13 protein-coding genes are annotated in these 14,710 nt (G+C 62.3%); 3 read left to right on the forward strand and 10 right to left on the reverse strand.

Translation table 11 applies throughout. The features are described 5' to 3' along the window. Window positions 1-346: 346 nt before the first annotated feature. The 10 genes from OIU37_RS23545 to ltnD all read right to left on the reverse strand — a co-directional run bounded on the left by OIU37_RS23545 (window position 347) and on the right by ltnD (window position 11,911). Window positions 347-2,002: an ABC transporter ATP-binding protein gene (locus OIU37_RS23545; protein WP_168308380.1), complete on the reverse strand. Its 1,656-nt coding sequence runs from the start codon at window positions 2,000-2,002 to the stop codon at window positions 347-349. Further along, window positions 1,999-2,865 (reverse strand): ABC transporter permease, encoded by an 867-nt coding sequence (locus OIU37_RS23550; RefSeq protein ID WP_264258795.1) that lies wholly within the window; start codon window positions 2,863-2,865, stop codon window positions 1,999-2,001. The genes OIU37_RS23545 and OIU37_RS23550 overlap by 4 nt, the downstream gene beginning before the upstream one ends. After that, on the reverse strand, window positions 2,862-3,812 hold the full coding sequence (locus OIU37_RS23555; protein ID WP_065283213.1) for an ABC transporter permease: 951 nt from the start codon (window positions 3,810-3,812) through the stop codon (window positions 2,862-2,864). The genes OIU37_RS23550 and OIU37_RS23555 overlap by 4 nt, the downstream gene beginning before the upstream one ends. An 87-nt stretch (window positions 3,813-3,899) precedes the next feature. Further along, window positions 3,900-5,510, reverse strand: coding sequence for an ABC transporter substrate-binding protein (locus tag OIU37_RS23560; RefSeq protein WP_264258796.1), 1,611 nt, complete (start codon window positions 5,508-5,510; stop codon window positions 3,900-3,902). Between the two features lie 63 nt (window positions 5,511-5,573). Continuing rightward, window positions 5,574-6,287 (reverse strand): HAD-IA family hydrolase, encoded by a 714-nt coding sequence (locus OIU37_RS23565; RefSeq protein ID WP_264258797.1) that lies wholly within the window; start codon window positions 6,285-6,287, stop codon window positions 5,574-5,576. A gap of 222 nt (window positions 6,288-6,509) precedes the next feature. Continuing rightward, a complete protein-coding gene (locus tag OIU37_RS23570; protein WP_264258798.1) occupies window positions 6,510-7,886 on the reverse strand; it encodes an aspartate aminotransferase family protein in 1,377 nt (458 codons plus the stop codon). Window positions 7,887-7,899: 13 nt separating this feature from the next. Beyond that, window positions 7,900-8,736 (reverse strand): GNAT family N-acetyltransferase, encoded by an 837-nt coding sequence (locus OIU37_RS23575; protein WP_264258799.1) that lies wholly within the window; start codon window positions 8,734-8,736, stop codon window positions 7,900-7,902. 155 nt (window positions 8,737-8,891) lie between these two features. After that, complete coding sequence (gene otnK / locus OIU37_RS23580; protein ID WP_264258800.1) at window positions 8,892-10,172, reverse strand: 3-oxo-tetronate kinase; 1,281 nt, start codon at window positions 10,170-10,172, stop codon at window positions 8,892-8,894. A 3-nt stretch (window positions 10,173-10,175) separates the two neighbouring features. Beyond that, window positions 10,176-10,952 (reverse strand): 2-oxo-tetronate isomerase, encoded by a 777-nt coding sequence (gene otnI / locus OIU37_RS23585; protein ID WP_171603724.1) that lies wholly within the window; start codon window positions 10,950-10,952, stop codon window positions 10,176-10,178. A gap of 14 nt (window positions 10,953-10,966) precedes the next feature. Then, window positions 10,967-11,911, reverse strand: a complete 945-nt coding sequence (ltnD, locus tag OIU37_RS23590; RefSeq protein ID WP_264258801.1) for an L-threonate dehydrogenase — start codon at window positions 11,909-11,911, stop codon at window positions 10,967-10,969. Between the two features lie 260 nt (window positions 11,912-12,171). Here ltnD and OIU37_RS23595 point away from each other — a divergent pair, with 260 nt between their 5' ends. The 3 genes from OIU37_RS23595 to OIU37_RS23605 all read left to right on the forward strand — a co-directional run bounded on the left by OIU37_RS23595 (window position 12,172) and on the right by OIU37_RS23605 (window position 14,701). Then, window positions 12,172-13,170, forward strand: coding sequence for a LacI family DNA-binding transcriptional regulator (locus OIU37_RS23595; RefSeq protein ID WP_264258902.1), 999 nt, complete (start codon window positions 12,172-12,174; stop codon window positions 13,168-13,170). Window positions 13,171-13,186: 16 nt separating this feature from the next. Continuing rightward, window positions 13,187-13,861 (forward strand): aldolase, encoded by a 675-nt coding sequence (locus OIU37_RS23600; RefSeq protein ID WP_171603726.1) that lies wholly within the window; start codon window positions 13,187-13,189, stop codon window positions 13,859-13,861. Window positions 13,862-14,032: 171 nt separating this feature from the next. Continuing rightward, window positions 14,033-14,701, forward strand: coding sequence for a haloacid dehalogenase type II (locus OIU37_RS23605; RefSeq protein WP_180696108.1), 669 nt, complete (start codon window positions 14,033-14,035; stop codon window positions 14,699-14,701). The last annotated feature ends 9 nt before the right edge of the window (window positions 14,702-14,710 follow it).

Raw genomic sequence — 14,710 nt, forward strand, 5'->3', positions numbered from 1 at the left:
ATCACGGCTGGATGTTCTTTCATCCGCCCCTGTGGCCGAATGTCCCAACGCACTCTGTCCGGGGGTCAAATCGACCTTACCCAACTGCATCTCCTCGACCCAATTGAGAGGCCGATTATCTCTGTCGCAGGTTGTTCTCCCCATAATTAAGAGTCTCATACTGGTTGGAAGGACTTGCGACAGAATTTCGGGCCGTCTTTCCAAAGCCATGATCGCCGCCACTTGCAGATCTCTTGCCGTGAAGCCTAGCCTTTTCAGCATGACCTGACCGGGTGCGCGCTGAGTCCGGCAAGTATCTCGCTTTTGGCTCCGAGGAGGGCAGCGCGGCAACGCCTTGAATCGGCGCTCAGTGCCGGCAATAAGCCCGCACCAGTTCCGGATCCTGCTGGAGCCCGTCGAGCCAGGCCGGATCGAGTGTCGGCACCGATGAGAAGAGCAGTTGCGAATAGGGGTGTTGCGGCGCCCTCACTGTTGAGGAGGTGATTTCCTCGACCTTCCTGCCTCCATACATCACGACGATCTCGTCGCAGATCGCCTCCACCACTGAGAGGTCGTGGCTGATGAAGATGTAGGAGAGGCCGAGTTCCCGCTGCAATTCCTTGAGCAGGTCGATGACGGCGGCGGCAACCACGGTGTCGAGCGCCGAGGTAATTTCGTCGCAGAGGATCAGCTTCGGATCGGCGGCGAGCGCCCTGGCGAAGTTGACACGCTGCTTCTGGCCGCCCGAGAGTTCGCCCGGCCGGCGATGCCGCAGGTTGCGGGGCAGGCGTACCATATCGAGCAGTTGATCGATCCGGGCGTTCCGCGCTTTTCTATCCATAGCGTGGTAAAACACCAAAGGTCTGTCGAGTATGTCCTCGACCGATTTTGCGGGATTGAGTGCGGTATCGGCATATTGGAAGACGATCTGCATCTCGCGCAACTCATCACGTGAACGCTTGCGCGCGTTGCGATGCAGTTCCGTGCCGTCGAAGGTGATCTTGCCGATCGCGGCCGGCAGGATGCCGGCGATGGTACGGGCGAGTGTCGACTTGCCGCAACCGGATTCGCCGATGATGCCGAGATTGCGGCCTTTTTCCACCTTCAAGCTCACGTGCTCGACCGCGCGAACGAGCGGCAGCCCGTCAGCCTGGCGCTGTCCATAGCCAGCGACGAGATCTTCGATCTTCAGAAGTGGAGCCGCCGCTTTCTCGACAGGGGCTGCTGCTGCGCGCAGTTTCGGCTCGAAGGCTGCAAGCAGCTCCCTGGTATAGGGGTGCTTGGCGTTGTTGAGGATATCTTCGGTGGTGCCCGTTTCCTGGGTCTCTCCGCCTTTCAAGACAACGATACGGTCGGCGATCTGGGCGACGACGGCAAGGTCGTGCGAGACATAAACACCTGCTATGCCGCCCTTCTTCATGACCGACTTGAAAGCACGCAGCACTTCGATCTGGGTCGTGACGTCGAGCGCCGTCGTCGGCTCGTCGAAGATGACGAGGGTCGGGTCGCCGATCAGCGCCATGGCGGCCGCCAGACGCTGCAGCTGGCCGCCGGAAACCTGGTGCGGATAACGGCTGCCGATCGTCTCGGGGTTCGGCAGCGACAGCGCCCGGAAGAGCTCGACTGCCCGAGCACGCGCGTCGTCCGGCGACATCAGGTGATGGATACGCGTGACTTCGATCACCTGATCCATGATCGATGTGGCCGGGTTGAAGGCGGCGGCGGCCGATTGCGGGACATAGGCGACTTCGGTGCCGCGCACCTTGGCGCGCTGCTTTTCGCTCAGCGTGACCATGTCCTTACCGCCGACCAAAACGCTGCCGCCGGAGATACGACAGCCCGCACGCGTGTGGCCCATCAGGGTCAGGGCGATGGTAGTCTTGCCCGAGCCGCTCTCGCCGATCAGCGCGACGATCTCGCCCTCGGCAACATCGAGGCTGACACCCTTGATGATTTCGACACGACGGCCGGAATCGGTGGTGGCCTCGACCTTCAGGTCACGGATTTCGATGAGATTGCTCATGACACACTCCGGTCGCGGATTTTCTGCGGCAGGTTGTCGATCAGCAGGTTGACGCTGATCGTGAGGCTGGCGATGGCAAACGAGGGAAACATTACCGCCGGCGCACCGAATGGCAGGCCGCCGATGTTCTCGCGCACGAGCGCACCCCAATCGGCATAGGGCGGCTGGACGCCAAGGCCGAGGAAGGAAAGCCCGGAGAGCAGCAGAACGATGAAGACGAAGCGGATGCCGAGATCGGCAAGCACCGGTCCGACGATGTTGGGCAGGATTTCCGAGCGAATAAGATAGAGAGTGCTTTCCCCGCGGATGCGCGCGACCGTGATGAAATCCATCGCATTGATGTTGACGGCGAGCGCCCGGGCGAAACGGTAAGCGCCGGGGATGTAGATCACCGACAGCGTCATGATCAGCACCGGGACCGAGGAGCCGACGGCAGCGACGACCACCAGGCCGAACAGTTTGCTCGGGATGGAGTTGAGGGCGTCGAGGAAGCGGCTGAGGATCGTGTCCAGCCAGCCGCCGGCCACCGCTGCGATCATGCCGAGCACGACGCCGCTGAAGCATGCGATCGTTACCGCCGCCAGCGAGATGCCGACCGTGTAGCGCGCCCCCATCAGAATCCGCGAGAGCATGTCGCGGCCGAGATAATCGGAGCCGAGCCAGAGCTCCCGGCTCATCGGGCCGAAATAGTCGAGATCGATAATCTCGCCGACGGGGTAGGGAATAATCCATGGGGCGAAGATTGCGACGAGCGCCCATAAGAAGATGACGGTGGAGCCGATCGCGCCGACGATGTTGAAGCGATAGCCAAACCGGGTTCCGGACAGCCGGCCGGAGGTGGTTTCGGAACTGGTCATGGTCATCGGAGCCTCGGATTGGAAAGGATGGCGATGATATCCGCGATGGTGATCAGCAGCAGGTAGCCCAGGCAGAAGATCATCGCGCAGCTCTGGATTAGCGGCAGATCGCGGGTGGCGACGGCATCCAGCATCAGCTTGGCGATACCGGGATAGTTGAAAATGGTCTCGACGATGATGACGCCTCCGAGAAGATAGGACAGCGAAAGCGCGACGGCATTGACGATCGGACCCAGCGCATTGGGCAGCGCATGGCGAAAGACGATGCGCGGCCGGGAGGCGCCCTTGAGCAATGCCATTTCAACATAAGGTGTGTTGAGCGTCTCGATGACAGCCGCGCGCGTCATGCGGATCATCTGGGCCGAGACGACGAAGGTGAGGGTGATCACCGGCATGGCATAGACACGCAACAGGTCGGCCAGACTGTGGACTTCATTGGCGAAGGACAGCGCCGGCAGCCATTTCAGATAGACGGCGAAGATGAGCGCCGCGGAGGTCGCGACCATGAACTCCGGCACGGAGATGACGCCGATGGTGATCACGGTGACGATCCGGTCGTAAAGCGTGCCGCGCAGCATTGCCGCAGTGATCCCGAGCGTCAGCGCGATCGGTACGGAGAAAAGCGCGGTGACGCCGGCAAGTTTCAGCGTGTTGACGAAGCGGCCGGCGATGAGAGCGGCGATCGGCATTTCGTTGGCATAGGACGTGCCGAGGTCGCCTTGGAGCAGCCCGACTAACCAGCGCAGGAAACGAAAGAGCGCCGGTTCGTCGAGATGCATGGCCTTGCGCAGGCCTTCGACGGCTTCCGGCGTGGCGGCTTGGCCGAGCAGGATCGTCGCCGTATCTCCAGGCAACAGCGTTGTCGCAAAGAAGACGGCAAACGAGACGATCACCAGGGTGATCACGGCGACGAACAATCTGCTCAGTACAAGGGATAAGACCTGGCGGTTCACGGGCGTCTTCCCTTTGCGTTCGAGTTAAGTTCCATCAATGCAGATGGAGGAACTGGGGCGCGGCTGCAGCCCCAGTCTCCTGCCTAATCAGGCTTCAAGCCAGACATACTCCGCAAAAGCGTATCCCATCTGGCCGCCGAGCGGGTTGGCTTCCAGGCCCTTGAGCTTGGCGGTCGTCGCATCGACGTTCGAGATATAGGCCGGAATGATAGTGCCGGCTTCCTGGGCGACCATGCCCTGCATCTCGTTATAGATCGCCTTGCGCTTGTCTTGATCGAGAGAGCCGCGCGCCTCGATCAGCATCTTGTCGAACTTCTCCGACTTGTAGTGGCTTTCGTTCCACGGAGCGTCCGAGGTGTAGAGCAGGGAGAAGAGGATATCGGGGGTCGGCCGCGGGTTGATGTTGCCGAAGTGGATCGGCGCCTTCAGCCAGTAATTGTCCCAGTAACCATCAGATGGCACTCGCTGGACATCGAGCTTCATGCCGATTTCGGCGCCGGCCGCCTGGATGATCATGGCCATGTCGATCGACGAGCTCGCCGCATCGGAAGCGATGATCGGGATGGATTGGCCAAGCACGCCGGCCTTGTCGAAGTGGAACTTCGCCTTCTCAGGATCAAAGGCTCGCGCTTTCAGCTCTGCGTCATGATAGAAGTTCGCCGGCGAAACGGGTTGGTCGTTGCCGACCTCGCCGAGTCCGCGCAGCGCCGATTTGACGATCTGTTCGCGGTTGACGAGATACTTCATGCCCTCGATGAAGTCCCGCTTGTTGCCGGGCTCCATATCCAGTCGCATGTTGAGATTGGTATAGTTGCCGGACGTCGTCTTAGACAAGGTGAAGCCGTCGCCCTGGGCCTCGACGAGGCGCATAGAGCGGGGATTGATCGTGGCTGCGAGATGGATGTCGCCAGCAAGCAGTGCGTTGACACGGGCATTGTCGTCGCTGATCGCGAAATACTCGAAGGAATCGACGTTCGGGCCGGATTTCCAGTAATTCTTGTTCTTGATCCCGACCGAGCGAACGCCCGGCTCGAAGACTTCCTTGACGAAAGCGCCGGTGCCGTTGGCTTTGGTGAAGTCGGTGGTGCCGTCGGCGACGATCATGAAGTGATGCATCGACAGGATGGTCGGCAAGTCGGCGTTCGCATTGGCGAGTGTGATCTCGACGGTCTGTTTGTCGACCGCCTTGAAGCCGGTCATCTGGGCGGCGATCTTGGCGACCTTCGAGCCGACAGAGGGGTCGAGATGGCGCTTCAGCGAGAAGACCACGTCATCGGCAGTCAGCGGCTTGCCGTCGTGGAAGGTAACGCCGTTCTTCAGCTTGACCGTCCAGGTCTTCGCATCCTTGGATTCGATCGTTTCGGCAAGCTCCATCTGCGGCGTGCCTGATTTGTCGAGGAAGGTCAGGCGGTTATAGAAAGAGCAGCACCGGACATAGTCGGTGGAGAGCGACGCCTTGGCAGGGTCGAGCGTATCGGCTGTGGAAGACGACCAGCCGGCCGCCTTGAGCGCGCCGCCGGAAACGGGCGTAGCAGCGAGCGCCTTGCCGGCGCGGCCAAGCACGAGCCCGCTGGCAGACAGCGCCACGCCGCCCGCAAGCATCATATGCAGCAATTCACGACGGGTGGCGCCACGACGGATGGCGGTTTCGACCATGGCGTCGTCGGATCTGGTCCAATTGGTGATCTTGTCGTTCATCTCATTCCCCTTTTCTTCTGTGGGGGGCTGCCCGTTGCGGGCAGGCCCGATCTGCTTTCAAAGTCAGGCGCGCGCGGCGGCCACGGCATCGGCAAGGCCTGCCATGGAGGTGAAATGGTAATCGGGTTTGGTGAACTCGGCCGGTTCGATCGTGCCGCCGTAACCCTTCTCGGCATGGCGCCGCTCAATCCAGCAATTGGACAGCCCGAGTTTCCTGGAAATCCCGATATCGTGGTACTGGCTCTGGGCGACATGTAGGATGTCGTCCTTCGAATATCCTGCGGCGGCGACGTAGTCGAATACCGTCTCGAAGAATGCGGGATCGGGTTTCTCGGTCCCCGTATCATCCGCGGTGAAGGCTGCATAAAAGGGATTGCCGAGTTCCTTCTCGAAGAAATCGAATGCCCAACGGCGGGCATTGGTCATCGCCACGAGGCGGTAATTCTTCGCAAGACTGGCCAGCGCTGCGGCGCTGTCTGCAAAACCCTTCCAGCTCTTGGCCGAATCCCGCAACCGTTGGCCATATTCTTGGTCAGTGGGCAGGCCGAGCTTCGGCGCGATCGCGAGATAAACGCGCACGAGATCGTCGGGAAAGAGGTCGGCATCCTTGGAGTAGCGGGCTGCGCGGTAGAGGCCAAGCGCCTGCTCGCCGTCGATTTCAGTCCCTGCCTCGGCCGCGATCTCGGCGAGGCAGGTCTTGAGACCGCCTTCGAAGTCGATGAGCGTGCCGACGACATCGAAGGTCATGTATTTGAATTCCGAAAGGCTCTTGCTCACGTGAATTCCCCAGTGTTCGGCTCCGATGGGAGCTCGGCTTCTCGAAGAAGAAAATTCTGTTCCGCTGGCGGGATCAGTGTCCCGCTCTTGTATGGAAGGCCCGCATTGCCGGGATCCAGGCCTTTTCGTTGACTTCAGTTTGTCACCTGCACTGCGCCGGATTCGCCGAATAGGCATCACGACGCGGCACAAAATACCGAATCTGGCCGTTTCGCGATATTCTCAGGACTGCAGCGCCCGACGCACATCCGGGTCCTCCAGCGTCTCGTCCAGCGTGATGCGGGTGCGCTCGACGATCGCGTCAATCTCCGTTTCTGTGCAGCAAAGCGGCGGAGCATAGCCAATTGCACCATTGCCGAAGGCGCGGATGACGAGGCCGTTCTCCCAGGCGCGATCGAAGATGCGGCGGGCGGGTTCGGCGGACGTTGGCAAAGGCGTCTTGTTCACCTTGTCGACCACCAGTTCCACGGCGGCGAGCATGCCGCGGCCACGGACATCGCCGACGAGCGGGTGATCCCTCAGCGATTCCAGGCCCTGCATCAGCCGTGCACCGGCCCTGACGCCGTTTTCGAGAAGGCCGTTTTCATAAAGCTTCAGGACTTCGAGACCGACCGCGGCGCTGACCGGATGGGCCGAATAGGTATAGCCATGGCCGACGGCAGCAGCACCCGCGCCCTCGGCAATCGTTTCATAGACGTGATCGGCCATCAAGACGGCGCCCATGGGGACGTAGCCGGAGGTGAGGCCCTTGGCGGTCGTCATGAAGTCGGGCACGACCTCATCCTCGGTGCAGGCAAAAAGCGGACCGGTGCGGCCAAAGCCGGTGATCACTTCGTCCGCGACGAAAAGGATGTCGTGCGCGCGGCAGAATTCGCGCATGGCTTTCATCCAGCCTTTCGGCGGCACCAGAACGCCGCCCGAGCCCTGGATCGGCTCGACGTAGAAAGCGGCGACGCGCTCCGGCCCGATCGCCTCGACCTTGCTTTTCAGCGCCGCAAGCGAGGCGTCGATGATCGCCTGCGGATTGTCGCCAACCGGGTTGCGATAGGCGTAGTGAGACGGAATCTTATGCTGCCAATCGAAGGGAAGACCGAAGCCTGCATGGAAGGCAGGCAGCGCGGTCAAACCCGCTCCAACCGTCGAGGAGCCATGATAGCCCTGTTCCACCGAGATGAACTGATCGCGCTGAGGCTGCCTACGGGCATTCCAATAGTAGCGGATGAAGCGGACTGTGCTGTCCACCGCATCCGAGCCGCCGAGCGTGAAATAGACGTGGTTGAGATCGCCCGGTGCGCGGTCGGCGAGTTCGCTTGCAAGCCGGATCGCGGGCTCGGAGCCTAGGCCGAAATAGGCTGTCGCATAGGGAAGCTCGCGCATCTGCCGAGCCGCTGCCTCGACGATGCTCTCGTGGCCGTAACCGGCATTGACGCACCAGAGACCGGCGAAGCCGTCGATCAGCTGCTTGCCGGAGGCGTCGGTGACCGTCGCGCCCTTGGCCGAGGCCAGCACGCGCACGCCGAGCTTTTCATGGCCGCGGTAGGAGGCGACCGGATGGATGAGATGGGCGCGATCGAGTTCGATGAGGGAATTGCTGTACATGGGGATCTCCGGATCAGCCGAGTGCCTGGCTGGCGAGGGCAAAGGTGGTGACGGCCGGGTCGGCAGCTTGGCGAACCAACGGCTTTTTCATCGTGATTCCGCCGCCGACATGGGCGAGCCCCTGTTCGGTGAGCCATGGGGAAAGCCCGGTCTCGGCCGTGGTATCGACCCTGAGGAACCGTCCGGGCCGCCTGGCGATGAAATGTTCAATGAGTTTCCTGGCCTCGCCGAGGTCGGCGGCCACCACGGGTCCGATCACTTCGCCGCGGCCGAAGGGACGCAGGCAAGCGAAGCCGGAAACGTGGCCGTCGCGGCGAAGGACGGCGAATTCGCCGATCCTGGCGAGATAGGAGAGCAGCCCTTCGCGGTCGGCGCCGAAGGCAAGTCGGTCAAGCTCCGCGATGCCAGCGAGGTCGGCATCGGTGGCGGCTTCCGTTTCCGCCGGCGCGGCAATTTCTCCCGCGAGGCCCTGATGCTGCAGCACGGTTCCCGTCTCGTGGAAGCCAAGCTTTTGGTAGAGCGGCAGACCTGCCGTCGTCGCCACCAGCCTCAGCGGCCGGTCTCCCGCGGCCAGCAATGCGGCGTCCATCAGTTGGCGGCCGAGGCCCCTGCCGCGCATCGTCTCGTCGACGATAACCATGTTGATGGTCGCACAATCTCTCTTGTAGGGCGTGACGAGCACGGTGCCGACGACCCTGCCGTCCTCGACCGCAACCATCCCTTCGCTCAAGGCGAGCGCCAGCTGCCAGTCTTCCGTCCGATGCGGCCAGCCCGCCTGTCTTGAGAGCGCGACGGCGGCTTCCAGATGGTCAGGCCCGAACGGGACGATTTCGATCTGACTTGCTTGCATGGGGGCGTCCTTCATATCGTGCCCGCCAGTCTGCCGGAGCGCCGGCGGGCAGATCGTCTGAAGGCCATGGTTCAAGCAGTATCTTATGGCTTTGCTGTCATGGGCCACCGCATCTTATGCTAGAACCGATCGATATCCATCGGATGCAGGCCCTGTCAGTGCATCATCGCCAGCGCTGCCGTAAAGAAATCCTCGCCTCCGAAGTTTCCTGATTTCAACGCCAGAAGCATGTCGCCCTGCGCATTGCCGACCGTGCGCAGCACCGGTACGCCGGGCGCAATCTCCGGGCCGATTAGAAATGCCGGAATGGCGAGCCGGTCGACGGCCGCGCCTGAGGTTTCGCCGCCTGCGACCACCAGGCGCCGCACGCCTCTCTCCACCAGTTCGGTGGCGATGATCGACGTCGCGGTTTCGATCGCATGGCCGGAAGCCTCTCGTCCGTATAGTGATTGCAGCCGGGACACGGTTTCAGGCGCCGCACTCGCAGCGATGACGACGGGGCCGACGGAGATGCGGTCTCCGGCCCAGGAAATCGCCGCGGCGATCTCATCGGGACCGGCAAGCAGCCGCTCCGGGTCGAGCCGCAGGACGGGCATCGACCGTTCGGCGACCTCGAGCTGGTGGAGCGTCGCCTTGGAGCAACTGCCGGCAACGATCGCGGAAAGCCCGCCGACGGGGCGAATGGCGTCCGCCGTCGGCGCGCTGCCGGAGGGAATCCGACCGGAGCGGACGAGCGCGCGGGCAAGGCCGAGGCCGAGGCCGGACGCACCGGTGGACACCGGCGTTTCCAACGCGACCTCGCCGAGCGTTTCAAGATCCCGTTCGAAAATGGCATCGGCGATAACAGCAGTGCAGCCCGCGGTGCGCAGGGCATCGAGCCTCGCCTTGATGGCGCCGAGGCCGGCCGCGATGGTCGTGAGATCGATCAGTCCGACGGCGTTGCGCGATTGTCGGGTGAGAACCCGCACGAGATTGGCGTCATGCATTGGATTGAGGGGGTGGTCCTTGAGCGGGCTTTCGTTCAGCGGCTGTCCGCCGACGAAGAGATGACCGAGATAGACGGTGCGTCCCGTTTCCGGAAAGGCTGGTGTCACCAGTACGATGCCGCCGCCTGCTGCATCGCTCAATGCCTCAATGACCGGACCGATATTGCCGGCATCGGTGGAATCGAAGGTCGAGCAAATCTTGTAAAGCACATGGCCGGCCCCCTGCTGGCGCAGCCATTGCTCGGCGCTCGCCGCCGCCGTCACGGCGTCCGAGGCCGGGACGGAGCGGATCTTCAGGGAAACGACGACGGCGTCGACATCCGGTAGGACTAGCGACGGATCAGGGATGCCGACCGTCTGCACCGTGCGCAGGCCGTTCTTCGTCAAGGTGTTGGCGAGGTCCGAGGCGCCCGTATAGTCGTCAGCGATTGATCCGAGCAAAATAGCCATCGTCTAGCTCCGTGCAAAAGGTTTGAACCAGCCAAGACCGTCCAGTGTGTGGCCGCGCGGGACGTATTCGCAGCCGACGAAACCGTCATAAGCTAGGCGGTCGATTTCACCGAACAGATAGGGATAGTTCAGCTCCTCCCCATCCGGCTCGTTGCGGGACGGCACACTGGCGATCTGGATATGGCCGGTAATCGGCAGCAGACGTCGTAACGCCATAGTGACGTCGCCATGGATGATCTGACGGTGGTAGATGTCGAACTGCAGCTTCAGGTTCGGCAGACCGCATTCGGCGATCAGCCGCTCGGCGGCGCCGAAGTCGTTGAGGAAATACCCTGGCATGTTTCGCCCGTTGATCGGCTCGAGCAGCAGATCGATGCCCTTTTCCGCAAGGCGCCCGGCGGCATAGGTGACGGAGCGCCGATAAGTGGAGGAGGCGTCTTCGTCTTGAGGGTCGGCGATGCCTGCCATCAAGTGCAACCGTTTGACGCCGGTTGCTTCAGCATAGTCCAGTGCCCGCTCGACATCCGCTTTCAGCGCATCGAACCGTCCAGGGAGGGCAGCGATGCCACGCTCGCCTGCTGCCCAGTCGCCCGGCGGCAGGTTGAACAGGGCCTGCTGCAGATTGTTGCGGGCAAGCCGTTCGGCGATTGCCTCCGGCGCGGCTTCATAGGGAAAGAGGTATTCGACGGTGGCAAAGCCGGCATCGGCTGCGGCATCGAAGCGGTCGAGGAACGCCCATTCGTTGAACATCATCGTCAGGTTGGCGGCGAAAACCGGCATGTCTAGCGTTCCTTTTACAGGCTCTGCGGCTCTTTGGTGGAACTGGGCAATTCAGCGCCGGAAAGCTTGGCATAGAGCCGCGCCAGCGAGGAATCGTCGTCACGGCCCATGCCCGCCCCGGAGGCGGCCAGATACATCTGCAAGGCTGCTGCCGCGAGCGGCACCGGGTAACGCTCGGAGCGGGCCATGTCTTGAACGATGCCGAGATCCTTGACGAAAATCTCGATGCTGCTGAGCGGAGTATAGTCTCCCGCCAATACATGCGGCACACGGTTTTCGAACATCCACGAATTGCCGGCCGAAGCCGTGATCACCTCATAGATCTTGTCGAGGTCGAGGCCCTGCTTGGCGGCGAACGTTATGGCCTCACAGGCGGCCGCGATGTGCACGCCGGCGAGAAGCTGGTTGATCATTTTGAAGGCCGCACCTTTGCCGGCCGCGTCGCCAAGCTCGTAGACTTTTGCGGCCATGGCGTCGAGACCCGGGCGTGCCGTGTCGAAGGCCTGTCTGGAGCCGGAGGCCATGACCGTCAGTTCGCCACGCGCCGCCTTGGCCGCGCCGCCCGAAATCGGCGCGTCGAGGTAATGCAGGCCGAGAGCCTCCACCCGCCCGGCCAGATCGCGCGCGACGGCGGGATCCATGGTGGCCGACGAGATGAAGACGGCACCGGGCTTCATCGCATTTGCGACGCCTTGAGGCCCGAACAGCACGGCCTCGGTCTGCGCGCCGTTGACGACCACGGAGACGACGATGTCGGCATCCTTTGCCGCAGCGGCAGGGGTCGTCGCGCCACGTCCGCCCTCGGCGACGAAGCGGTCCACTGCCGCCGGCGTGATGTCATACCCAACGACATCGAGACCTGCGCGCTTCATCGACTGCGCCATTCCCAAACCCATGGAGCCAAGACCAATGACGGCCGCGATGACGGCACGGCCCGGATTTTCAGCAAGCGATGTCATGGGGCGTTTCTCCGGTCTGGTGAGAAAATATCCATACCCCTGCGGACGTCATCCGAAGAGGGTCGTGGTGGCTGCCACGTTGTTTGGCAGCGCTGCCATTTTCCTACTCTGTTTTAGCGGCGCCGCCAACCTTAAATTGGCAGCGCTGCCAAAAATACCTTGCTTCTCGCCGAAACTGGTGAAACATGATGAGGCAGCGGCGGCGTTCCAAGGACTCTTCGCGCGCCTGAAGCTTCCAGATGCCGGGTTCAACATTGACTATGGAATTCAAACATCAGGCAACGGTGACCCTTGCGGAGGTGGCGCAAGCGGCCGGTGTCGGCGAGAGCACGGTGTCGCGCGTGCTGCGCAACCACGGTTCGTTTTCCGGCAAGACGCGCGAGCGGGTGATGGCTGCCGTCGAGCGGCTGGGCTATGTGCCGAACCGGATTGCGGGAACGCTCGCCTCCACCGGTTCGCGTCTCGTTGCCTTCGTCATTCCCTCTTTGTCCAACATCGTCTTTCCCGATGTGCTGCGCGGCGCCAGTGCTGTTCTGGAGGAAAACCGGTACCAGGCGGTCTTTTCCGTGACCGACTATGATCCGAGCAAGGAGGAAGCGCTTGCCGCGGCGATGCTCGCCTGGCGGCCGGCGGCGGTCATGCTGGCGGGATGCGAGCATACTGAAGGCACCGTGAAGATGCTGCGCGCCAGCGGGTGCCGGGTCGTCGAACTGCTCGATCTGGACGGCGATGCTCTCGATATCGCGGTCGGCTTCTCGAACCGTGCGGCCGGACGGGAGAGCGCTGCCTTCCTGCTGAAGCGGGGGTATCGCCGGATCGGCTATGTCGGTCACGACCTGAACCGCGATACCCGTGCCGGCAAGCGGTTTTCCAGCTTTTGCGAAACGCTCGATGCGCATGACGCCCCCCTCATCGCCCGCGAAATTCTCGCCGGCGCTTCGTCCGTGGAAAACGGCAGGCTGGGGCTGGAGCGGCTGCTTGCCCGGACGACCGATCTCGATGCGGTTTATTTTTCCAACGACGACATGGCGCTGGGCGGCTATTTTCATTGTCTGGCCGAAAGGATCGCGATCCCCTCGAAGCTCGCCATTTTCGGCTATAACGGCCTCGATATCGGCCAGGCAACACCGCAACCACTGTCGACCATCCGAACGCCGCGCGTGGCGACGGGGCAGATAGCCGCCCAGCTTGTCGTCGGCAACGCGCCGCCGCAGGCAGTCGATCTCGGCTTTGAACTGATCGAAGGGGCAACCGCGTAATATTGGAGGAACTGTCATGTCCGACGCGCGCCTGCGTGAGGAAATCTGCCGATACGGCCGCTCGCTGTTCGAGCGCGGGCTGACGCCCGGTTCGTCGGGCAACATATCGTTGCGGCTGGAGGATGGCGGCTGGCTGGTCACGCCGACCAACGCGTCGCTCGGCTTTCTCGACCCGGTACGGATCTCCAGGCTCGATGCCGAAGGCCGGCTCCTGTCCGGCGACAAGCCGACCAAGGAAATTCCGCTGCACACGGCCCTCTACGATACGCGCGGCAGCGCCCGCGCCATCGTCCATCTTCACTCCACCCACGCGGTGGCACTGACCATGCTGCCGGAGATCGATCCGCGCGCCGCCCTGCCGCCGATGACGCCATATTATCTGATGCGCGCCGGTGAAACCGCACTGGTGCCATATTATCGTCCCGGCGATCCGGCGGTGGCCGACGCCATCCGCGGGCTGGCGGGCAAGTATTCGTCGGTGCTGCTGGCCAATCACGGACCGGTTGTCGCCGGCGACAGCCTGGAGGCGGCGGTTTTTGCGACCGAGGAGTTGGAGGAAACGGCGAAGCTCTATCTGCTGTTGCGCAACCTCAATCCCCGTTTCCTCAGCCCGGCGCAGGTGGCTGATCTCGTCAATACCTTCGGCCTCGACCTTCCGTCGAATCACGATCACGATCACGACGGCGATTGAAGGCGTAACTCCGCCGGACGTTGACCGCGGGCAAGCGCGCAACCTTCTGCCAAACCCCGCTTTCGATACGATAGATTCTGCTTCCGATGGCGGCAATTCAGGCGAGCTGTGGGTGAAGCGGTGCCTATGATTGTGACACGTCCCCAGTTCCGATCGCTCAAGGATACGCAGATGACGACGTTCCGTCCGAAATACATCACCTTCGACTGCTACGGCACGCTGACCAATTTTCAGATGGCGGAAGCGGCGCGTGACCTCTACGGCGAAGAGCTCGACGAGCCGCATATGGCGGAGTTCATCAAGAATTTCGCCGCCTATCGGCTCGACGAGATCCTGGGCGACTGGAAACCCTATGCCGAGGTGGTGCACAATTCGCTCGAGCGGACATGCAAGCGCAACGGCGTGACATTTCGCGACGAAGCCGCCCGGATGATCTATGAGCGGGTTCCGACCTGGGGGCCGCATCCGGATGTCCCGGCCGGTCTCGCCAAGGTCGCCAAGGAAATCCCTTTGGTCATCCTCTCCAACGCCATGAATTCGCAGATCATGTCGAACGTCGAAAAACTGGGCGCGCCCTTCCATGCGGTCTATACCGCCGAGCAGGCGCAGTCCTACAAGCCACGCTTCAAGGGCTTTGAATATATGCTCGATATGCTGGGCTGCGGACCGGAAGACGTGCTGCACTGCTCGTCCTCCTTCCGCTACGATCTGATGTCGGCCCACGATCTCGGCATCAAGAACAAGGTCTGGGTCAACCGCGGCCACGAGCCGGCCAATCCCTATTACGGCTATGTCGAAATTCCTGACATCTCGGGTCTGCCTGGTGTCGTCGGGCTCTGACGGAGACAC

The organism is Rhizobium sp. BT-226, assembly GCF_025847085.2.
Lineage (GTDB): Bacteria > Pseudomonadota > Alphaproteobacteria > Rhizobiales > Rhizobiaceae > Rhizobium > Rhizobium sophorae.

Coding starts and splice junctions, on each gene's coding strand:
- OIU37_RS23605 (WP_180696108.1), top strand. CDS start 14,033: ATGACGACGTTCCGTCCGAAATACATCACCTTCGACTGCTACGGCACG.
- OIU37_RS23575 (WP_264258799.1), bottom strand. CDS start 8,736: ATGCAAGCAAGTCAGATCGAAATCGTCCCGTTCGGGCCTGACCATCTG.
- OIU37_RS23560 (WP_264258796.1), bottom strand. CDS start 5,510: ATGAACGACAAGATCACCAATTGGACCAGATCCGACGACGCCATGGTC.
- OIU37_RS23550 (WP_264258795.1), bottom strand. CDS start 2,865: ATGACCATGACCAGTTCCGAAACCACCTCCGGCCGGCTGTCCGGAACC.
- OIU37_RS23570 (WP_264258798.1), bottom strand. CDS start 7,886: ATGTACAGCAATTCCCTCATCGAACTCGATCGCGCCCATCTCATCCAT.
- OIU37_RS23545 (WP_168308380.1), bottom strand. CDS start 2,002: ATGAGCAATCTCATCGAAATCCGTGACCTGAAGGTCGAGGCCACCACC.
- OIU37_RS23600 (WP_171603726.1), top strand. CDS start 13,187: ATGTCCGACGCGCGCCTGCGTGAGGAAATCTGCCGATACGGCCGCTCG.
- otnK (WP_264258800.1), bottom strand. CDS start 10,172: ATGGCTATTTTGCTCGGATCAATCGCTGACGACTATACGGGCGCCTCG.
- otnI (WP_171603724.1), bottom strand. CDS start 10,952: ATGCCGGTTTTCGCCGCCAACCTGACGATGATGTTCAACGAATGGGCG.
- OIU37_RS23595 (WP_264258902.1), top strand. CDS start 12,172: ATGGAATTCAAACATCAGGCAACGGTGACCCTTGCGGAGGTGGCGCAA.
- ltnD (WP_264258801.1), bottom strand. CDS start 11,911: ATGACATCGCTTGCTGAAAATCCGGGCCGTGCCGTCATCGCGGCCGTC.